This window comes from Burkholderia sp. MSMB1078WGS (assembly GCF_001528895.1).
In the GTDB taxonomy this organism is placed as follows: Bacteria; Pseudomonadota; Gammaproteobacteria; order Burkholderiales; family Burkholderiaceae; genus Burkholderia.
Window position 1 is genome coordinate 1 of the sequence record NZ_LPDI01000037.1, and the last position, 20,291, is coordinate 20,291.

A 20,291-nucleotide genomic window follows, 5' to 3' on the forward strand; every position below is an offset into this window, starting at 1 on the left:
GCGCCTGCCTTGGCCAGCTCCAGCGCGATTTCCTTGCCGATGCCGCTCGCGGCGCCCGTGACGACTGCGGTCTTGCCATTCAGGTTGCTCATGTTCGAATTCCCGTAGTGAAAGGATTGACAGGGAGAAGGACTGCGGACGGGTTACTGGGCTAGGTAATCGTAGACGACTTCGCCGAGGCCCAGCGTCAAATCCGCGACGAGGTGGCGCGCTTCGACGATCTCGAGCACGGGCAGATCGGCCACCGGCGCGAGCGCGTGCGGCGCCAGCTCGAGCGATGCGGGGCCCGTCCACGCGCCCTTCATCTTGATGTCCTGCATGTAATAGCGCACCAGTTCGCAGACGCGCGCGGTGCCGTCGACGTGCGGGATGATCTTCAGCAGGAAATTGGGGCCGGCGAGCCGCTTCGTCTGCTCGTCGATGTCGAGCTCCTTGTGCTTGTAGCCCATCGTGCCGGTCGCGACGCGCACCTTGCCGTAGTCGAGCGTGCCCAGGATGTGATCGGTGTTCACGTGCAGCGTGGGCGACGCGAGCTTCTTCGGGAAGCCCCACAGCTCGCGGCCGCCGGCGATCGGCGGGTGATCGTCGAGATACATCGCCAGCGTATAGCCGCCCGGCTGGCCGTTGTATTCGACGGGAATCACCTGGCCGCTTTCGGTGTAATCGCCGAAGCCGGTCGAATCGGCCATGCGGATGAATTCGTAATGCACGAGCGGCTCGGTGACCTGCAGCGGCTCGGGGACGATTTCGCGGAGACGGTCCGGATCGGTGCGGTACGTGATGATCAGAAACTCACGATCGACGAAACGGTACGGGCCCATCGGGAACGCAGGGCTGGTCAACGGCATCGCAAACGCTTTCGATCGGACATCGCTGGGTTTCATGCGGACTCCTTGTTGTTGATCGCTTCGTGGATGAGTGGTCGTAATCGTATGCCTGTGCGTTGCCGTTGTGCGATGCCGCATCTGGAATTAATTGTTGCCGATTTCGAATAATTCGACGCGTAAATATTGAGATGAACGATGCAAACGACCTGATGGCACGCCGGCCGGGCGATGGTGGCACGTGTCGGTGACGCCGTCATGTGAAAAAGGTGAGCCTTTACGGGAGGTGTGGTGAGCTTTTACGGGGACGTTCGCGCGGCAATATGACAATTGTGTGAACTTGTGTTGCAGTGCGGGCTCTAAGTGCGTTCGCCGCACGGCCTTGTTCGGCGACTGTCGCATTAAGCACCGCTTAAGCGGCCGCGCCCTAGCATTCGTTCGCATCCGGCCGGGCAACCGGCCGATCTTTTACGCGCCACGCAACCGGATTCATGCAGAACCTCAATTTCGCCCTCTTTTCCGCCGTCAATGCCGGGGGTGCACCGCACCCGAGCGTTGCCCGCCTCGCGATCTTCGCCGCCGACTGGCTCGTCTATGCGCTACCCGCGATGCTGCTGCTGACCTGGATCGTCGGCGCGCGCGCCGCGCGGCGCCAGGCGATCGAAACCGGCGTGGGCGTATGCGTGGCGCTCGTGCTCGCGCAGGTGCTCGGGCATGTGTGGTTCTCGCCGCGCCCGTTCATGGCCGGCGTCGGCACGCAGCTGATTCCGCACGCGCCGGACAGCTCGTTTCCGAGCGATCACATGACGTTCGCGTGGAGCATGGCGGTCGGGCTGCTGCTCGGCGGCACGACGCGGGTCACCGGTTTCGTGATGGCCGCGATGGCCATCGCGATCGCATGGGGGCGCGTCTATGCGGGCGTGCACTGGCCGTTCGACATGGCGGGCGGCGTACTGGTCGGCACGGCGGGCGCGCTGGCCGCGCACCTGTACGGGCAACGCGCGACCGCGCTGCTCGAACGGCTCGGCGATTCGGTGCAGGCGGCCGTGATGGGGCGCCGGCAGGCGCCGTAAGCGGAAGGAAGCGGCAGGACGCCGTCAGCCGGACGAGCCGGCGGTGCGGGCCGATTCGGCCGAGGCGGACGGTCCGCCGCCCGCATCGTGCAGTTCGGGCGTATCGGCCGGATGTCGCGCGGCATCGCGGTCGCGGGCGCTTTCCGTCAGGATCGCGCACATCGCGACGAACAGCGCGAGAACGACTGCGGCAAGGCCGCAATAACCGGCGATCTTCAGGTGGCGAAGGAAAGGCGAAGCGTGGCTTTCTTTTGTCATGACCGGGCGCTCCTGGGCGGGCTGCGGCGGCTGTCGCCCGACAGCGGCGTCGCACACGTACATATATACCAGCCGCGATGCCGATGCCAAGCCCGCCGCTGCGCCGGCGCCACGATTGTTTCAGCGGCCCGGCAGCCGGGCGCCCATCCTCCGGTCAGTCTTCCAGCGTTTCGTGCACGGCCGCCGCGCCGCGCTTCCAGTAGGCCGCCGCGCGGATACGCGACTTGTCGACGCCGCGGTCGCCCGTCAGGTGCTGACGCACCGCGCGCATCGACAGCGCTTCGCCGGCCGCCCATACGTAGCCGTCGCCAGACGACGGCAGCGGCAGGTCGCGCACGGCATTCAGCAGCGCGTCGCCGTTCGCCGCGTCGGCTTCGGCGCGAAAGCGCCAGATTTCATGCACGTCGGCGCGCGTATCGAACGAGATTTGCGCGGTGCGATCCGCGACTTCCAGCACGACCGCCGCGCGCGCACCGGCCGGCAATTCCCCGAGACGCCGCGCGACGGCCGGCAGCGCCGTATCGTCGCCGATCAGCAGATGCCAGTCGAAATCGGTCGGGACGACGAACGAACCGCGCGGGCCGCCGATGCCGAGCCATTGGCCGACGCGTGCCTGTGCGGCCCATTGCGAGGCAGGGCCCGGATGGTTCAACACGAATTCCAGATCGAGTTCGCAGGCGGCGCGGTCGAAGCGGCGCGGCGTGAAGTCGCGCGCGACCGGCTTGGGTTCGCCTTCCGGAAACTCGGGGCCGTTCGCGCCGAGCGTCGGCAGTGCGGGCCGCTCCGCGCCCGGCGGCGGGAAAAAGACCTTCACGTGATCGTCGAACGACGCGGATTCGAAATCGGCGAGGTCGGGGCCGCCGAGCGTGACGCGCAGCAGATGAGGCGTCACGGTATGCACGCGCAGCACCTGCAGCAGGCGGAACTTGAGTGTGTGGCGCACGCGGGTGACGGTGCGCTCGGACGTGTTCTGCATCGATCCGTTCTCCTTGAGTGGTGGCGGGGCGGCGCGGATCACGCGCCGCCGCCTTCGATTTCGGCCGTCGCGCGGCGCATGATGGCCGCGATGCGGCGCTGTTCGTCGGCATCGGCGGCGCTCTTGTGCAGCAGCGCGCGCTTGAGGGCGAGACGCGCCTCGACGAATTCCGGCAGCCAGCCGGCCTGCGACTCGTCCTGCGCTTCGCTGCCCGCCGATTCGCCGGCGAACGCGCGGCGCATGAATTCCATTTTGCGAGCGAGGTGCGTGAGGCGAGCGAACAGTGTGTCGACGCGCTCGCGCTGCGCGTCGAGATGCGCGCGGCCTGCGTCGGTCAGCGCATAGCGCTTGCGGTTGCCTTCCGCTTGCGACGCGACGAAGCCGACTTCCTCGAGATACGTGAGCGCCGGATACACCATGCCGGGGCTCGGGCTGTAAAAGCCGTTCGAGCGCGTGTCGAGCGCCTTGATCAGTTCGTAGCCGTGGCTCGGCTGCTCGGCCACCAGCGCGAGCAGCAGCAGCTGGAGATCGTCGGAGCTGAACTGGCGGCCGCGCGGCATGCCGTCGTCGCCGAAATCGCCAAAGCCGCCGCGCCCGCCCCGGCCGCCGAACGGGCCGCCACCGAACGCATCGTGGCCGCGACGGTGGCGGCCGATCGCGTACCAGAGACCGGCGAACCAGTCGGGGCGGGCATGCGCACCATGACCGTCGCATCGGGCATGGCCGCGGAAGTGGTTGTGTCGCATGATCGTGTCCTATATGTCGTAAAACATATCTAAAGATATATATCGAAAGATAGAGCGTCAAGGGGAATTATTGGGGCGGGATGGGGTGTGGGCGGTGTCGATTGGCGGGTCGTAGGGCCTCAATACCCAAACGGAATCCGAAGTCAATTCGAAGCCGGTTACGGCCACGCGCTATCCCGCGATGCAAGCGTACGAGTGAGAAGGAGGGCGATCTGCCCAACGCGCCGGGCTTGGCGACGTAGCGGTAGCGCCGAGGCGCGCGCCTCGAACGCTTGCAAACGGACGACACGGGCTCGATGCGATGGCCATGTGCGTGGTACGGAGCGATCCGCAACTTCCCGTGGACGCTGCTCACACGCGTCGGCAGCGTGCTTGCCGACTCAACCGCTCCTTTCCACAGACAGCGGGTCGATATTCGCGTTCAGGCGCTCGGCACCGTGCCAGGTTCGGCTGTCGACGATTTCGCCGACCATCCCGACGATCATCCGTTTCCCTTCGAGCACCGCTTGCGAATGCGAGCGCGCCGTATTTTCACAGAGCGCCCAGGTGATGTAGGCGCCCCGGATCGGACTCCACGAGATCGACTCTTCCCAGAACGCATTGCCGCTGACCGCGCAACATGGCGTGACGGTGTCGGCGATGCCGCGCCGGGCGAGTTCCATCGAGAGATGCATCGCATCGAGTTCGAACAGGATGTCGAGTTCGACGTTGCGACGGAGCATCGCGTGCTCGATGGTCGAGCGGATGACGTTCTGTTTTCCCGCCAGCGCGAGTTTGCGATCGCCGAGACGCGACAGCGGCACCGCCTTGTCGGGCCTCAAGCCGGTGTCCCTGGCGCTCACGAGAACGAGGGGCTCACGAACGAGTGGTGTATGGACATAGCCCTGCGGCGGCGACGCTTCGAACGGGACGATAGCGAGGTCCAGCATGCCGGAATGCATGACATCGCGCAGCTCGTGGCTCACGCCCTCGTGAACACGAAGCCTCACGCGCGGATAGTCGGCGACCAGCCGCGCCACGAAGTTCGATGTGAAGAGGTTGCGCCAGGACGGCGCAACGCCTATCGCCAACTGGCCCGCGGCGCGGTCGCCGACCTGCTCGACCAAGGAGGTCAACTGACGAAGAATGGGTCTTGCTCGCTCCACCAGCAGCATGCCGGCCTCGGTCGGCTGAACGCCGCCCCGCGTTCGCGTTAAAAGCTTCGCGCGAAGTTGATGCTCGAGCAGCGCGATGTGGCGCGACAGCGCCGGCTGGGAGAGCCGCAAGTCGATGGCGGCCTTGTTGATACTGCCGAGTTCGGCCACACGCAAGAAGTACTCGATAAGACGGGAGTCCACTGGCGCCTCCGTGAGTTCCGGCTCGATCCATTGCAGCAGTAAAGCAGGCGTAACGCCGTTATTCAATAGATGGATAACGGCGATAGAAACTCCACATTATCGGGATAACGAAGCGCTCGCTAGCATTGAGGCAATCGCATACGAGGTCATCGACAGAAACAGTCCCATGGCAGCCCCTTATATCGAGCATTTCAGGAGCCCGTGCCTCCGCAGCAAGGACGCGACGATCGCCGCATTCGGCAGGCAGAAGGGCAGCCCGTGACGGCCGCAACCACGACCCATGCCAGTTGGAGCGCACGTCGCGGCTGGGTCGCCCTCGCTGTTGGCTATCAATGGTTCTACAACGGAGCCAATTTCCTGGCTTTCAAGGTCGCCGGGAACGCGTTGCATCCGCTGATGGTGGCGACATTGCGCTTCTCGCTTGCGGCGCTGGTCGTTCTGCCTTTCGCGCTGGCTCGCTGGCACCGTTCGCCTGCGTCGGTCCGCGAGACGGGGGGGGCGGCGTTGATCGGCGTCACCATGCTGGTGGCCAGTCAGGCGCTCGCAATCTGGGGCACGCATTTTCTGCCGGCAGGGGTGGCCGCGATATTCGGCTCGTCTTCGCCGCTCTTTCTGGCGTTGTTCGCATGGGCGGTGTTTCATCGGCCGCTGAGCGGCCGTCAGGTCGCCGGGGTCGCCATCGGCTTTGCCGGTCTCGCGCTGATGGGCTGGACCTCTGCTACCGGCGGCGACTTCCGGCCGATGGGCGCCGCACTTGCGCTTGCCGGGACGGCCGCGTGGGCAGCCGGGTCGCTACTTGCGCCGCGACTGGCGTTGCCTCGCGACCCCGTCATCGGCCTGGCGATACAGCTGATATCGGCCGGTGCGGTGCTCGGCGCGATCGTCGCCGTGTCGGGGATCGCTGCGACGACGCACCTTGCGCGCGTATCGCCGGCAGCATGGGCTGCACTCGCGTTTCTCGTCGTGGCGAGCACGCTGATCGGTTACGCCGTGTTCCTGACGCTCAACGCCCAGGTCTCGACGACGCTCGCCAACACCTTCAACTATGCGGCGCCGGTGATCGCGCTGGGTCTCTCGGCGCTCTTGCTGCACGAGCCGTTGACGCGCGTGAAGCTGATTGCCGGCGGCATCGCGTTGGTTGGGGTGGCGCTGATGATCGATCGCAAGTAGCTCGGCGAACGGCAGCCCTTTCACCTTCGGCAAACCGCTGAAATCAACCGGAGCCTCGGATCATGACGGAGACATCTCGACACTCGCTGGTATCGCGCACGCTCGACATGACGGGTCGGCCGACGCACTATCTCGAGAGTGGGCCGGCCGACGGGCCGCCGATATTTTTTCTGCACGGCTGGCCGAGCTTGAGCTTGATGTGGCGCGCCCAGATGGAAGCCTTTGCCGCCGACGGCTGGCACTGCGTCGCGCCGGACCTGCGCGGCTACGGCGGCTCTTTTGCGCCTGAAGCCAACGACGCCTATACCATCGAGGCCGTTGTGACGGACATGACCGAACTCCACGATCATCTCGGCGGCGAGCCCGCGATCTGGGTGGGGCACGACTGGGGTAGCGTCGTGGCCGCCGAGTTGTCCGCACATGAGCGCGAGCGCAGCCGTGGCGTCGTGCTGACGTCGCTGGCATATCAACCCGACGGGCACGCGCTGAGCACCGTCGTTCCACTGATCGACCGGACGATTTATCCTGCCGACGCGTATCCCGATGGCCAGTGGGACTACTACCGCTACTACACGACGCATTTCGACGCGGCGGTGGCCGACCTGGATGCGGACCGGGCAGCATCGCTGGCATCGATTTTTCGACCGGGCGACCCTGACTGCATCGGCAAGGTGTCGCCGAATGCGGGCGTCACGCGCAATGGAGGGCGTTTCGGTGCCGCGCATCGTGCGCCGCCGACTCCCCCCGATCCGGCTCTGTGGCCGCCGGCGGACTTTGAAGCGCTGGTAGCGTCGTTCGATACGCATGGCTTCCGTCCCGCCTGCGCGTGGTATCTGAACGATGAGGCCAACCTCGCTTACGCACGCAGCGCGCCGGATGGCGGCCGTCTGTCGCAGCCGGTGCTGTTCGTCAACGGCGAATTCGATCAGATTTGCAGCATCACCGGAAATCGCCAGGGCGACCCCATGCGTGCGGCATGCGCGGACCTGACCGTGACGACGATGCCGGCCGGGCATTGGTTACCGCTGGAATGCAAGGCCCGCCACATCGAAGCGATCCGCGCCTGGCTTCGGAGCAAAAACCTTTGATGCAGCGAGACATCGCTCGGACCGCGAACCGTAAAATGTCGGGGTGAGCACCGGCCGCTACGGCGGCGTCAGATATGGTCAGCGACACATGGATCCGAAGATGGGCTGGATTGATCGAATCAACGCACGACTGACCCGCTTCGCCCGCCGCCATGAGCCATCCAGGTACATCGAGACCGACGGCGTGCGGCTGGTTTCCCCGAACGGCACGGAAAAGCGGCTGCCCTTCGCTGCGCTCGTCGGCGCGCGGGCCGAACTGCGCGACATCTTCGTGGGCGACATCGTTGTCCTGATGCTGCGCTTCGACGACGGCACGTGCGTCGAGTTCGGGCAGGACGATCCGAACTGGTGGGCGCTGATGGAAGGGCTCGACCGCTCCGGCCGCATCGCCAGGCCCTCCGCCGAATGGCAGCTCGAGGTGATCGCCGCCTCGGGCGATTCTGCCGCCATCGACTTGATGTAGCGAACCTGGCGATATCGGCGTGCTCTGCGCCAACGCGGAGCGCGCCGAGATGGCCGTTCACCGACCGTCATGGACGCACCATTCCCGCCGGCGGCGCGGGATCGAGGCCCTGGGCCTTCAGATGCACCCATACCTTCACCTTGAAAGGATAGACCGGGCTGTCGGGCAAGGTGGCGCCCGGGATCCTGAATGTCTCGACCAGGCCGGCCGCTGCCTTGGGCGTATCGGTACGGGCGCCGAGCTCGATCAGCCGCCATACGACATCCCAGTCCGCGCCCCACGCAGCATCCACCACCATCGGCTGTCCGTCGACCTCTGCATCGATATCAGCGCCGCGCGCGTGCAGATAGGTGATCGCGTCGAGGTTGCGATCGTTGAGGAAACGTACGATCACCGGATCGCCATCCGGGCGCACCGCATTGGGATTGCCGCCGCCATCGAGCACCATCGCGAGCAGCGATGGATCGCGCCGATAGGCATTGACCGCGAGCGAAACCGCGCTGTCCCCGTCGGCATCACGCAGGTTCGGATCGGCATGGTGCGCGATCAGCGCCGCGGCTGCCTTTTTGCGATGGGTAGCGACGGCGAATTCGAGCGGCGTGACGTTGCGGGCGCCGCGCGCATTGACCGAGGCCCCGCCGGCGATCGCGCGCGCGACGGCGGCGGGATCGTCGGCCTCGATCGCTTGCTCCAGCGGGATGTCGGGTCCGCTGAATTGCATGTCCGCACTGCTCGCTGACACGGGAGCGTAACCGGCGACGATCGACAGCGCCAGCAGCCACGCGCGCCACCTTGCCCCGCCGATGCGCTTCAACCGTACATCTGCCAAAACGCCTGCATCTCCGTGCGGATGCGCGTCCCTGGCGGTGATCATCTGGTCGACGGTGTTCATGACGTCCTGGCGCTCGGCTGAAAGGCGATTTTTCCTGGCTGGTATTGCCGATGCTTTCGTACGGTGGCGAATGGCGGCCACGCACGTGGCATCGGCCACGGGTGCCTGCCGGCGGCGGCGAGCAAGCGTGTGACGATCCGCTGGAAACGGATCGCGACGCTTCGTCTTTGCGGCTACCGGTCGGGCCATCCGAGCGTCTGTGCCCGGTCGAGCGAGGCTCGCACGACGAGGCGATGGAAAGGCGCGATCACGCCGAGATAGGCGCGGCCCAGCAAACGATTGTAGAAGACGAGCGTCGTGAGTATCAGTTGCCGGGGCCGATCCTCGGCGGCAGGCTGCACGAGAACCGACACGCGGAAATCGAGATGGGCGTCGTCCTCGCCCAGAATGATCTCGTCTTCGTGCCGTTCGAACACGCGGAAAATACTGAGCCGGTCGTCCTTCGCGGCTTTCAGGTCGATCGTCGTTTTAAGGCCGAAGGGCCGGACGGCCATGTCGCGAACTCCCTGCAGCATGGCGATCCACTGGGGTTGTCCTGCAAAGATGTATCGCGCGAGAGACTCTGCGTCGTTGCAGGCCGTCGCCGGCAACTCCACCGAAAACGCGTCGACAAAATCGGCGGTACCGTACGACCGGCTCAGCCTCGAGGTCGCCGGCGGGCCGACCTGCTTGGCCTTTTTCGGTTGCTTCTGCATGCCCACTCTCCATGCATTCAAGTTGTCCGGCTGCCTCGGTGCGCCCCGAATGCACGCAGTCGAGAGAATGCGCGACGTGTTCCTGCTCGAGCCGAAGCAAACCGATCGTGGTGGTCCGGCAACGAGCATCGGACCGGATCACCGCTCCGGAGCGGCCCACCTTTGGACGCTGACCTCTGCCAGCGCTTCGAATACAGCCGGCGTGCGTTCAAGGCGGGCGATCGTTCGTGCGCCTTCGAGGGCGGCCACCAATGCGGCCGCGGCGGAGGATGCGCGCGCGGGAGTGAAACCGCACCCCCTGAAATGCTCGGCAATAATCGCGGTCGATTCGGCAAATCCACGCGCCACGCGTTGGGTCAGCTCGGCGTCGAGCGCGGGCAGCTCGTTCGCGAGATTCTGCATCAGACATCCATACTGGAAATCGGAGGCGACCATTTCGGCCGCGAACGCGCTGAAAATTCGATGAACGAAATTCAGCGCATTGCCCGCCGTACTCGCCGAGATATCCCGTAATACAGCCATTCGCTTCGCAACATAATTATCGATTGCTTCTTCTGCGAGTTGCGCCTTGCCCCGCGGGAAATGAAAGTAGAACGACCCTTTAGGCGCGCCGCTTTCTTCGAGTATCTGGGTCAAGCCGGTCGCAGTGTAGCCCTGGATGCGGAATAGTCGCTCTGCCGTGGCAATGGCGCGAGCGCGCGCGTCAGTCTTGCGTGTCATGCCGACAACCTACCACGTTCCGCTTGACGCCGCTATGGCGATCACCATAGTATGGTGATCGCCATATATCGGAGATGACCGATGTCCCGTAACTCGATCAAGCCATCGGCATCCCGACGAGCGATGTTGGCGATGGGCGCGGCCGGCCTGGTTGCGGCGTTACTTCGACCGGCCCGCGCAACCCCTCAGGGAGGAACTGATTTGGCCACGTCGACATATGGCGAAGGAACGCTTCCCGGCGGGGTTCGCTCACGCATGATCCATGGGGTCAACGGCCTCGATGTCCATATTCTCGAGGCCGGTTACGAAAGTCCCGGCCGGCCGCTCGCGCTGCTTCTGCACGGCTTTCCGGATCTGGCTTACGGTTGGCGACACCTTCTCCCGATCCTGGCTGACGCCGGATATCACGTCGTTGCGCCCGATCAGCGGGGTTTCGGGCGCACCACCGGTTGGGTGAACGACTATGACGCCCCGCTGGAGCCATTCGGTTTTTCCTGAATATGACGCGCGATGCCCTCGGGCTGGTTTCAGCGTTGGGATATCGGCGCACGACGATGCTCGTCGGGCACGACCTCGGCTCGCCGGTCGCGGCCTATTGCGCGCTGGCGCGACCGGACGTCTTTCCGTCGGTGGTGCTGATGAGCGCACCGTTTCCCGGTCCGCCGGCCTTTCCGTTCGACACCGCGCAAAACGACGCATCGTCGGCTCGTCCGAACACCGAGAACCAGAAGCTGGCGGCCGCGCTGGCATCGCTCGACCCGCCGCGGGAGTATTACCAGCAATACCTGAGCACACGGCAGGCGAACGACGACATGTGGCACCCGCCTCAAGGCCTGCACGCCTTTCTTCGTGCGTTCTTCCATGTCAAGAGCGCGGACTGGCCGGGAAACCAGCCGTATCGGTTGAAGGCGCGGACCGCCACGGAGTTTGCACGAATGCCCACCTATTACGTCATGGATCTCGGCAAGACGATGCCCCAGACCGTCGCGCCATTCCAGCCGTCCGCCGCCGAGGTCCGGGCCTGCAAATGGCTCACCGAACCGGAACTCGCGGTGTACACGGCGGAGTATGGCCGCACGGGATTTCAAGGCGCCCTGCAGGCTTATCGCGTCTTTTCCGATCCTGATCTGAACGCCGAGTTGCGCCTGTTTTCGGGCAAGACGATCGATGTCCCATCGCTCTTTATTGGCGGAAAGAGCGATTGGGGTACTTATTCGGCACCGGGCGCGCTCGAATTGATGAGGACGAAGGCGACGACGAGAATGAGTCGCATCGAGCTGATCGATGGCGCCGGGCACTGGATTCAGCAGGAGCAACCGGGTCGGCTCGGCGAGCTGCTGCTCGCCTTCGCCAAGGATGTCGATGCGGCGGAGCGTGCCGGCGATTAGTTCGAGAGCGGCCGCCGTCATGGCATCGGCTTCCGGCCCCGCGGCCTTCGATCGCCGAGTGAAACGTGAAGGACAACGGACGAACGCAGCGGCCGAACCGGCGGCGCGCATTCGTCCCGGGCCGCGCCGGATGCCGGAACGCCGGCGGCCCGCGCCGGATCAGAACCGCGTACTGAATCCGATCCGCGCGATCGACTGCAATGCGCCGCTCGACGCGCCGTTCGCGTCCATCACGCCGTTGATCTGCGCGTGGCTGCCGCGGCTTGCGCGTTGATGCACGCCCGCGACGTACACCATCGTGCGCTTGGACAGCCAGTACTGCACGGCAGCGAGCAACTGGTGCGCGTGCGCGTTGTCGAGCGTGTCGTTGCCTTTCATGTACGTGTAGCTCGCGCCGATCACCCATATCGGCGATGGCCGCCACGTGGCGCCGGCTTCTGCCGACCACGCGCCCGCGCCATTCTGCGCGTTGTGCACGGTCGTGAAGAGCGCCTTCCCGGTGACCGTGCCGACCGTGTAGTGCACGCCCGCGCCCCAGTTGCGCACGCTGGTGGGCGGCAGTCCGCCGGCCGCGCCGTATTTCTGGTTCGTATAGGCGGCGCCCGCGCCGAACGGGCCGTTGTCGTAGCTGGCGCCCGCGCTGACCGTGTTGTTCGCGCCGATCGATCCCGCGATGTTGCCGAAGCCGTACAGCGCGCCGACGGTCAGGCCCGACAGCGACGGGCTCGTGTACTTGACCGAATTCGCGACGCGATTGCTGCCGGCGACGCGGTCCCAGTCGAATGCGCCGGTCGGGTTGTTCGGCAGCGCGAGCCGGTCGAACGGCCCGTTGCGAAAGCCGTACAGGCCGACGAGGTCCTGCGCGATCTCGTTGCCGCCGGCAGCCAGCGAATCGACCATGAACTCGTACTGGTTGCCGAGTGTCAGCGTGCCGTATCGGTCGTTCTGCAACCCGACATAGGCCGTGCGCGCGAACAGCCCGCCGCCGATGATCGAGCCGTTGCCGAGCGAATACTGGTTGACGAGCCGGAAGATCGCACGCGTGCCCGCGCCGAGATCCTCCTTGCCTTCGAAGCCGAGCAGGTTCGGAAAGAAGATGTTGTCGTCGAATTTCGCGGCGCCGTGGCCGCCTTGATTGCCGACGTAGCTGAGGCCGGCATCCATCAGCCCGAACATCGTCACGCTGCTTTGAGCGAGCGCAGCGGCCGGAAGCGTGCAGGCCGCGAGTGCCAGAAAGGTCTTTTTCGTCATCTCCAGATGCTCCTCACATGGTCCGATCGAGTCGGATATTTTTTGTCGGACTACTGATTGATATGAAGAAAACCGAACCGAGCACCCGGTTCGGCGACAGTCGAAGAGCGCCGCGCAACGTGCATCGGCAGGTTGCTTCGATCCGCCGATGCGCCGCGCGCGGGCGCGCTAGACCGTCGAATACCCGCCGTCCACCGGTACGATCGCGCCGGTGACGAACGACGCGGCGGGCGAGCACAGGAACAGGATGACTTCCGCGACTTCGTCGGCCGTGCCCCAGCGCCCGAGCGGCGTGCGCTCGAGGATGCGGCGCGACGCCTGCGTGTCGGCCATCAGAGCGCTGCTGAGCGGCGTGTCGATCCAGCCGGGTGCGACCGCGTTCACGCGGATGCCGCGATCGGCCCACGCTTGCGCGAGCGAGCGCGTGAGTTGCGCGATGCCGCCCTTGCTCGCGCTGTATGCGGGCCGGTCCTTGCTGCCGAAGTACGTGTACATCGACGCGATATTGACGATGCTGCCGCCGTTCGCCGCCAGCGCGGGCCGCGCGGCGTCGGATGCGCGCATGACCGACGTCAGGTTCACGTTCAGCACGTGCTCGAACTGGTCCAACCGGTACTCGTCCGCGTGGCGGCTGATGCCGACGCCGTTGACGAGCACGTCGAGCAGCGGCAGCGCGGCGATCGTGCGCGTCAGGGCGGCGCCGTCGGCCACGTCGAGTTCGACGCAGCGGATGCCGGCATGCACGGGCGCATGCGGGCCGGCCGCGCCGAGCCCCAGCGCGACGACCGATGCGCCGGCCTGGGCGAAGCGCAGCGCGGTGCGCGCGCCGATGCCCGATGTGCCGCCCGTCACGACGACCGACTGCCCGTCAAACGCCCACTGACGATTCATGCTCGACACTCCCGGTGGTGGAGGCGCGACGGGCCGGCCGCTGCGCGGGTGAAACGAGGATCTTGATCTGTGTGCGGTCGGCGAGCAGTGCGTCGAAGCCGTCGGCGACGGCATTCTCGAGCGAGACGGTGCGCGTGACGATCGACGTGAGGTCGAGCGCGCCCGACGCGACGATGCGCAGGAGGTCTTCGTACGCATGCCGATAGCCGACGCTCGCGGTGAAGGTCAGCTCGTCGTTGACCGCGCGAAACGCGTCGAAACCCGCGTGCGGCATCAGGCCGACCATCACGACGCGACCGCCCTTGCGCAGTGCCCGCATCGCCGATTCGAACGTGGCCTGCAATCCGGCCGCTTCGAAACTCGTATCGACGCCGAGCCCGCCCGTGGCCGTGCGAATCGCGTCCTGCAACGCGGACGCATCGAGCCCGCGCGCATCGAACGCATGCGTCGCACCGAAGCGGGTGGCGGCCGCGAGCCGTTCGGGCGACACGTCGACGGCGACGATCGTCGTCGCGCCCTGCAGCTTCGCGAGCATGATCAGCAGCAGGCCGATCGGCCCGAGCCCGAACACCGCGCAGGTCTCGCCGAGGCGCAGCTCGCCGCGCCGCAGCGCGTGCAGCGCCACGGCGGCCGGCTCCATCACCGCGGCCTGTTCGAGGCTCACGCCGTCGGGCAGGCGGTGCAGCATGTAGGCCGGCACGACCGCGAAGTCGGCCATCCCGCCGTCGCCCATCAGTCCGGCAAAGCCCATCGACACGCACAGGTTGTACGAACCCGAGCGGCAGTACGCGCACTGGCTGCAGCGATACTCGGGCTCGACCGCGACGCGGTCGCCCGTGCGCAGCGTCGTCACGCCTTCGCCGATTTCGACGACGGTGCCGCAGAACTCGTGGCCGAGCGTCAGCGGCGCGGTGCGGCGCGACAGCGGATGCGGCGTGTCGACCGGAATCGCGTGCGGGCCGTCCGCATATTCGTGCAGGTCGCTGCCGCAGATGCCGCAATACGCGACCGCGATGCGCACGTCGCCGGGGCCGACGCGCGGCGTGTCGATTTCCACGAGACGGACGTCGCGCGGGCCATGCCATTGAAGTGCGCGCATGTCAGCGTCCTCCGAGGTTCTGCGCATCGAGGCGGCCGGCGGCGGCGCCTGCGAGCGCGCGCTTGCGCAGCACGGCCGGCGCGGTTTCGACGAGGCCGAACGACAGCACGCACGCGAGGATCGCGCCGGCGGACGACGTCCACATCGCGAACTGCAGGCCGTACCTGTCCGCCGCGAAGCCGGCGACGGTGGGCGCGACGAAGCCGCCAATCAGCTCGCCGGCGCCCATGATCAACCCGAGCGCGCTCGCAATTGCGTGCGGCGGCACCGTTTCGGCCGGGATCGTCGCCATGAACAGCGTGAAGCAGCCGAGGCCCGTGTATGTGACGAACACGAGCGCGCCGAGCGCCCAGACCGAGCCGACGTGGATCAGCACGACGGGGCACACGGCCGCGATCAGCGCGAACACGATCATCGTCGGCTTGCGGCCGATCCGGTCGGAGATTGCCGGCACCGCGAAGCCCCAGAACACCCACGCGGCGCCGAGGCAGGTCATCACGACGCCCATGTCGGACGGCGACAGACGGCGGCTTTCCACGAGGAACACCGGCGCGAACGAGATGATCACGACGAACCACGTGAGGAAGAAGCAACTGATCAGCACGCACAGCAGGATGTTGCGTTCCTTCAGCAGCGCCCAGCGGCTGACCGCCGCGCCGCCGGCGGCCGGTGCCGCGGCGATATCGGCCTGCGCGCGGCGCACGCCGCCCGGCGGTACTTCGCGCACCCAGCGCCAGATGCAGAACGCGATCAGGAAGCCCGGAATGCACGACACGTAGAACGCCTCGCGCCAGCCGTATGCGGTGGCGATGCCGATCACGACTGGCGGGCCAATCATCGCGCCGAGCAGGCCGGCGGCCGAGCCTTGCAGCAGGCCCATGTTCAGCCCGCGGCGAGTCGGCGTCGAACTCTCGACCATCAGCGATTGCGACAACGGCAGCACGGGGCCTTCGGCGATGCCCATCAGCGCGCGAAACGCGATCAGGCTCGCGAAGCCGCCGACGAGGCCCGACAGCGCCGAGCACACGGAAAAGCCGAGCACGGCCGCGATCAGCAGTGGCTTGCGCGTGCCGCGCGCGTCGGACCATGCGCCGGTGGCGGCGCCCGACAGCGCCCACGTGAGCGCCAGCGCGGACGACACCATGCCGAGCTGCGTGTTCGTCAGGTGCAGCTCGGCCGACATGAACGGAAACAGGAACGACAGCGCGAGGCGGTCGAAGAACACGAAGCCGAACGTCATGAACAGGATGAGCAGCAGCCTGTTCTCGTACGTCCATGCGGGGCGGGAGGAGGACGGGGAAATCATCGCGAGCCTCGCTGCGCGTCAACGGAACAGCTTCTCGATCGCTTGCGCGCCGAGGCCGACCTTCTCGTAATGCGCCTTGCACATCGCGATGTACGAATGCACGTCGAAGTAGCCGTCGGGATTGCCGGCGTCGTCGAGCCAGATCAGCGGGCCCTTGACGATGAAGAACGCGCGCATCGGCTCGGGGTGATCGAACGCGACGAGCGTGTGGCCTTCGCCCGGCGTCTCGTACACGAAATCGCCGCGCGTCGCGGTCCATTCGTGTTCGAGGTAGCCCCATTTCCCCGACAGCGTGTACGCGAACACCTCGTGCGGGTGATAGTGCCGGTTCACGAGCCCGGCTTCCTTCGCCATCAGGATGTCGCACCATTTGTTCTGCGACGGCGAGATCCACAGCGGCCGCGACGAAACCGTTTCGGTGAACGGAACGTAATAGCGTTCGTCGTCGGTGGCCGCGTTCGGGACGTAGGCTTCGGGCAGCGCATCGGGCTTGAACGGATTGGCAATCGCAGGGATGTTTTGCCAGAATTCGGATACGGCTTTGTCGACCACGGTGTGTCTCCTGGTGTATGGGTGTCGTGGGCTCGACTTTAGCCAGCCGGTGCGCGCCGCTCTTGACTGGGCTGGACGAATTGCTTGACCGCGCCGGACATTGCATCGCACCAAAAACCAGACGGACCATCCCCCAATCCGTGCCGCTGCGCACGACAGGCGCCAGCAGGAGGCGACGTGACGAATTCGACCGTTTTTTCCCGCACGCGAGGCTCGACGGCCGACGTGCCGGCGCGCGACAGGATGGCGTACTGGGATGCGTTCAACGCGGCGACGCTGGTCGGCCTGCGCTGCTCGTCGCTGTCGCCGGCCGGGCTCGACGTCGAGAAGACCGACATCGCGCTGCCGGGCCTCGGCATTGCCGACATCAGCGGGCAGGATCACGTGATCGAGCGCAGCCCCGCGCTGGTGCGCCAGTTGCCGAAGGAGTCGCTGTTCGCGTGCCAGATCGTGAGCGGGCGCGCATATTTCATCCAGCGCGATCGATGCCTCCTGGCGGAAGCCGGCGATGTCGTCGTCTACGACACGCGCGTGCCGTATCTGTTCGGATTCCTGACGCCGATGCGGCAACTGCTGATCGATATCCCGATCGCGACATTCGACGACCGGCTCGATGCGGAACTCGCCGCGCTGCCGCTGCGGATCGCGCCGAAGCCGGGCGCGGGCGCGATGCTCGGCGCGACGTTGCGCGCGAGCGTCGAGCGATTCATGAAGACGCCGGTCGAGCGCGACGCCGAGCGGTTCGCCGAGCACACGCGCACGCTGATCGCGGAGCTCATCGACGCCGAAGTGAACGGTGCGGGCGCCTCGCGCGCGTCGCTGTCGTATCTGCTGACCGCGAAGCAGTACATCGCGACGCATCTCGGCGAGCCGGAACTTGCGCCGCAGGCCGTCGCCGATGCGGTCGGGCTGTCGCTGCGGCATCTGGGCCGCCTCTTCGCGGCCGAAGGCGAGTCGATCACGCAGCACATCTGGTCGGAACGGCTGTCGCACGCGCATCGCGAGCTGACGGATGCGCGGCTGCGCAAGACGCGCATCGGCGAGATCGCGTTTCGCTGGGGGTTTTCGAGCCAGGCGCACTTCAGCCGCGCGATCCGCGAGCGCTACGGCGCGTCGCCGATGGCGCTGCGCGATGCGGTGCGTGCGGCCGCGGAGTGATGCCGGTTTTCCGAGGGTTCGGCGGCGCGGTCGACGCAAGCGGCCGTGCGAGTCAAGACGTCCGCGCGGCCGCGGGGTAAGCGCTGCCGGTTGACTTCGACGAAGACGACGGCAGCCTGCCTGCCGTCGCCACGGACTTCAGGGCGCGCTGGCTTCGTCGATCCGGCGGATGTCGTCCTGATCGAGCGTGACGCGGATCGCTTCGCCGAGCAGCGCGAGCTGCGCGAGCGACGTCGCGCTCGCGATCGGCGCGGTGATCGTCGGCCGCGCGATCTGCCACGCGAGCGCGATCGCGGCCGGCTGCGTGCCGTGCTTCTCAGACACGGCGTCGAGCGCGGCGAGGATGCGCAGGCCGCGTTCGTTCAGATACCCGGCGACGCGATCGCCGCGCACGCTCTTCTTCAGGTCGGCCTCGCTGCGGTACTTGCCCGACAGGAACCCGCTCGCGAGCGCGTAGTAGTTGACGACGCCGAGTTTCAGGTCGCGCACGACCGGCTCGAGATCGCGTTCGTAGTCGGCGCGGTCGAGCAGGTTGTATTCGGGCTGGATGACCTGGTAGGCGGGCAGCCCGTCGCGCGCGCTGATCGCGGCGGCTTCGCGCAGGCGCGCGCCGCTGTAGTTCGACGCGCCGATGATGCGCACCTTGCCAGCGTCGATCAGCGTCTGATATGCGCCGAGCGTTTCTTCGAGCGGAGCCGTGTCGGCGAGATCGCGGTGCGAGAAATACAGGTCGATGTAGTCGGTCTGCAGGCGGCGCAGCGAATCGTCGACGGCCTTCAGGATGTTGTCTTTCGACAGCCCCGCGCGTGCGTCGAGCAGGCCGACCTTGGTCGCGATCACGACCTGCTCGCGCTTGCCGGAGCGCTTCAGCCACTTGCCGATGATCGTTTCCGATTCGCCGCCGTGGTTGCCAGGAACCCAGGCCGAATAGACGTCGGCCGTGTCGATGAAGTTGATGCCGGTATCGGCGAGCGCGTCGAGCAACGCGAACGATGCGTTTTCGTCGACGGTCCAGCCGAAGACGTTGCCGCCGAACGCGAGCGGCGAAACCTGGATGCTGGAGGTGCCTAGGGTGCGATGTGCCATGTTCTGCTCCGATATCTGCGGGTGACGGGGTGGGACTGCGCGACGTGAAGCCGGTCGCGTTGAGACGGCGAAGCGCGTGGCGAGGTTCCGCCGGCGTCGCTCCAACCTGCAGGTTTTGCGCTCGCGTGCCGGCATGGTGGACGACGCGACGTCATCATGGCGGCGAGAGTCGTTCGAGCGCCGGTCCGGGCACGCACAAAATATTGTATTTATTACCGATTTTCGTGAAGGATTCGGGAAATGACGCAGCGCGCAAGAGGACGATCTGCTCGCCGCCTGCTATCCGTACACGTTGTTCGAGCGGCTGCGTGCCGACAAGCCCGCGATGCTCGCGTCGTTGCCGGCCACGCAGCATGACGGCTTCGTGCGCGATCAACTGGCACACTGCCGGGCGCACGGCACCGAAAGCGGCGTCGCTGCTGATCTATTGCGAACCGCGGTACGGCGTGCGCTTCGACGAGGATCCGGCGATGGCGGCCGTGTTCGACGCGGCTGCGCAGGGGGAGGCATTTCCGGAGACGCTGGCGCGGGTGCCGGCGGAGGATTGGCGGCGGATGCGGGAAGCGGCCGCGTGATGGCGCCTTCGCAACGCGACTCGAATGAAATCGACTGGAAGAAAAGGAAATTCAATATGAACCGCTGCCGGATCACCTTGCTGTTCGTGATGGTTTTTTCCGCGGCTGCGTGTAGCAAGAGCGTGAACGATGCCGAAAAGGACAGTCTTGCGCCCGGCGAAGTGAATAAATGGAACGACCCGAACTACGACATCATCACCGCCGGATCTTTCAACTATACGGATTACGACATCTACGGCGTCTATCTGCTGCCGCCGGACAAGAACAGTCTCGACGATGCGGCAAGCGCCGATGGGGCAAGTGCCACGCCGCGGAGCGCGACACACTGGACAGGCGGCGGTGGGCAAAGGCCGAGCGTCGCATGGGATTTTCGATGGACCACGCCTCGCAAGTTCAAGGTGTGGTGGGAGCGTGTGGTCGACAAGCGCGCATTGGAAGCCTCGTCCCCCGATTACGACGAATACACGCATCGCGAAACCCGACCCGGGATGGCATGGTGTGAAGGCGAGATCACGATCACGCGCGCGCCCGTCAAGGGCAAGAGCGGCGGCATTGTGCTGCACTTCTTCCCCGACGGCCGGGTGGAAGGCGACATGGATTTCGGAGTCGACGGCCCGGACCCGAAGGTGACCCTTTCGAAGCGCGACACGCAGCGCAAGCTGACCGATCGCGCCTGCCTGAAGGAAATTCCCAATCCGTTCTATGGGCGCAAGAAGCCGGCCCAGTGGAATTGACGCTGGACG

The 20,291-nt window shown here is 66.1% G+C and carries 21 protein-coding genes and 1 pseudogene; 7 read left to right on the forward strand and 15 right to left on the reverse strand.

The annotated features are described in order from the left end of the window. Both WT24_RS34240 and WT24_RS07895 read right to left on the reverse strand, forming a co-directional pair. On the reverse strand, positions 1 to 92 hold a 92-nt coding region (locus WT24_RS34240), incomplete at its 3' end, for an SDR family NAD(P)-dependent oxidoreductase (protein ID WP_124488979.1). A 51-nt stretch (positions 93 to 143) separates the two neighbouring features. Then, on the reverse strand, positions 144 to 884 hold the full coding sequence (locus WT24_RS07895; RefSeq protein WP_009687317.1) for an acetoacetate decarboxylase: 741 nt from the start codon (positions 882 to 884) through the stop codon (positions 144 to 146). A 431-nt stretch (positions 885 to 1,315) separates the two neighbouring features. Between WT24_RS07895 and WT24_RS07900 the strand changes: the two genes are divergently transcribed. After that, the gene (locus WT24_RS07900) at positions 1,316 to 1,897 is read left to right on the forward strand and encodes an undecaprenyl-diphosphatase (RefSeq protein ID WP_060032431.1); all 582 of its coding nucleotides are present in this window, start codon (positions 1,316 to 1,318) and stop codon (positions 1,895 to 1,897) included. Positions 1,898 to 1,921: 24 nt separating this feature from the next. On the opposite strand, the gene WT24_RS07905 is transcribed toward WT24_RS07900, so the two are convergent. The 4 genes from WT24_RS07905 to WT24_RS07920 all read right to left on the reverse strand — a co-directional run bounded on the left by WT24_RS07905 (position 1,922) and on the right by WT24_RS07920 (position 5,214). Further along, on the reverse strand, positions 1,922 to 2,155 hold the full coding sequence (locus WT24_RS07905) for a hypothetical protein (RefSeq protein ID WP_034205794.1): 234 nt from the start codon (positions 2,153 to 2,155) through the stop codon (positions 1,922 to 1,924). A 154-nt stretch (positions 2,156 to 2,309) separates the two neighbouring features. Then, a complete protein-coding gene (locus WT24_RS07910; RefSeq protein WP_060032733.1) occupies positions 2,310 to 3,131 on the reverse strand; it encodes a siderophore-interacting protein in 822 nt (273 codons plus the stop codon). A 38-nt stretch (positions 3,132 to 3,169) separates the two neighbouring features. Then, on the reverse strand, positions 3,170 to 3,877 hold the full coding sequence (locus tag WT24_RS07915; RefSeq protein WP_060032433.1) for a PadR family transcriptional regulator: 708 nt from the start codon (positions 3,875 to 3,877) through the stop codon (positions 3,170 to 3,172). Positions 3,878 to 4,257: 380 nt separating this feature from the next. Next, positions 4,258 to 5,214, reverse strand: coding sequence for a LysR substrate-binding domain-containing protein (locus WT24_RS07920; protein ID WP_060032735.1), 957 nt, complete (start codon positions 5,212 to 5,214; stop codon positions 4,258 to 4,260). A 201-nt stretch (positions 5,215 to 5,415) separates the two neighbouring features. Between WT24_RS07920 and WT24_RS07925 the strand changes: the two genes are divergently transcribed. The 3 genes from WT24_RS07925 (at position 5,416) to WT24_RS07935 (ending at position 7,935) form a co-directional block, all read left to right on the forward strand. Next, positions 5,416 to 6,384: a DMT family transporter gene (locus WT24_RS07925; protein ID WP_082742128.1), complete on the forward strand. Its 969-nt coding sequence runs from the start codon at positions 5,416 to 5,418 to the stop codon at positions 6,382 to 6,384. A 62-nt stretch (positions 6,385 to 6,446) separates the two neighbouring features. Beyond that, entirely contained in the window at positions 6,447 to 7,472 is a 1,026-nt protein-coding gene (locus WT24_RS07930) for an alpha/beta fold hydrolase (protein ID WP_059793194.1), read from the forward strand. An 88-nt stretch (positions 7,473 to 7,560) separates the two neighbouring features. Further along, positions 7,561 to 7,935: a hypothetical protein gene (locus WT24_RS07935; RefSeq protein ID WP_156441774.1), complete on the forward strand. Its 375-nt coding sequence runs from the start codon at positions 7,561 to 7,563 to the stop codon at positions 7,933 to 7,935. A 67-nt stretch (positions 7,936 to 8,002) separates the two neighbouring features. Here WT24_RS07935 and WT24_RS07940 read toward each other — a convergent pair whose 3' ends face one another. The 3 genes from WT24_RS07940 to WT24_RS07950 form a co-directional block, all read right to left on the reverse strand. Then, positions 8,003 to 8,827, reverse strand: coding sequence for an ankyrin repeat domain-containing protein (locus tag WT24_RS07940; protein WP_060032444.1), 825 nt, complete (start codon positions 8,825 to 8,827; stop codon positions 8,003 to 8,005). A 173-nt stretch (positions 8,828 to 9,000) separates the two neighbouring features. Then, positions 9,001 to 9,522, reverse strand: coding sequence for a DUF2867 domain-containing protein (locus WT24_RS07945; protein WP_059503837.1), 522 nt, complete (start codon positions 9,520 to 9,522; stop codon positions 9,001 to 9,003). Between the two features lie 138 nt (positions 9,523 to 9,660). Next, positions 9,661 to 10,242 (reverse strand): TetR/AcrR family transcriptional regulator, encoded by a 582-nt coding sequence (locus WT24_RS07950; protein ID WP_059503528.1) that lies wholly within the window; start codon positions 10,240 to 10,242, stop codon positions 9,661 to 9,663. A 255-nt stretch (positions 10,243 to 10,497) separates the two neighbouring features. Here WT24_RS07950 and WT24_RS07955 point away from each other — a divergent pair. Next, positions 10,498 to 11,630: pseudogene (locus tag WT24_RS07955) on the forward strand (alpha/beta fold hydrolase). A 159-nt stretch (positions 11,631 to 11,789) separates the two neighbouring features. On the opposite strand, the gene WT24_RS07960 reads toward WT24_RS07955, so the two are convergent. The 5 genes from WT24_RS07960 to WT24_RS07980 form a co-directional block, all read right to left on the reverse strand. Beyond that, a complete protein-coding gene (locus WT24_RS07960; RefSeq protein ID WP_060032446.1) occupies positions 11,790 to 12,881 on the reverse strand; it encodes a porin in 1,092 nt (363 codons plus the stop codon). Between the two features lie 168 nt (positions 12,882 to 13,049). Further along, entirely contained in the window at positions 13,050 to 13,772 is a 723-nt protein-coding gene (locus tag WT24_RS07965; RefSeq protein WP_060032449.1) for an SDR family NAD(P)-dependent oxidoreductase, read from the reverse strand. Then, positions 13,750 to 14,871, reverse strand: coding sequence for a 2,3-butanediol dehydrogenase (locus WT24_RS07970; protein ID WP_060032452.1), 1,122 nt, complete (start codon positions 14,869 to 14,871; stop codon positions 13,750 to 13,752). Before WT24_RS07970 ends, WT24_RS07965 begins: the two co-directional genes overlap by 23 nt. A gap of 1 nt (position 14,872) precedes the next feature. Continuing rightward, entirely contained in the window at positions 14,873 to 16,177 is a 1,305-nt protein-coding gene (locus WT24_RS07975; RefSeq protein WP_060032455.1) for an MFS transporter, read from the reverse strand. Between the two features lie 18 nt (positions 16,178 to 16,195). Beyond that, the gene (locus WT24_RS07980) at positions 16,196 to 16,729 is read right to left on the reverse strand and encodes a 2,4'-dihydroxyacetophenone dioxygenase family protein (protein ID WP_060032458.1); all 534 of its coding nucleotides are present in this window, start codon (positions 16,727 to 16,729) and stop codon (positions 16,196 to 16,198) included. Positions 16,730 to 16,906: 177 nt separating this feature from the next. Between WT24_RS07980 and WT24_RS07985 the strand changes: the two genes are divergently transcribed. Beyond that, a complete protein-coding gene (locus tag WT24_RS07985) occupies positions 16,907 to 17,887 on the forward strand; it encodes a helix-turn-helix domain-containing protein (RefSeq protein ID WP_059793214.1) in 981 nt (326 codons plus the stop codon). Positions 17,888 to 18,025: 138 nt separating this feature from the next. Here WT24_RS07985 and WT24_RS07990 read toward each other — a convergent pair whose 3' ends face one another. After that, positions 18,026 to 18,973 carry an aldo/keto reductase gene (locus tag WT24_RS07990; RefSeq protein ID WP_059793216.1) on the reverse strand — a complete coding sequence of 316 codons (948 nt, stop codon included), beginning with the start codon at positions 18,971 to 18,973 and terminating at the stop codon, positions 18,026 to 18,028. 292 nt (positions 18,974 to 19,265) lie between these two features. On the opposite strand from WT24_RS07990, the gene WT24_RS08000 reads away from it, so the two are divergent. Beyond that, on the forward strand, positions 19,266 to 20,282 hold the full coding sequence (locus WT24_RS08000; protein WP_257127450.1) for a DUF3304 domain-containing protein: 1,017 nt from the start codon (positions 19,266 to 19,268) through the stop codon (positions 20,280 to 20,282). Positions 20,283 to 20,291: the final 9 nt, after the last annotated feature.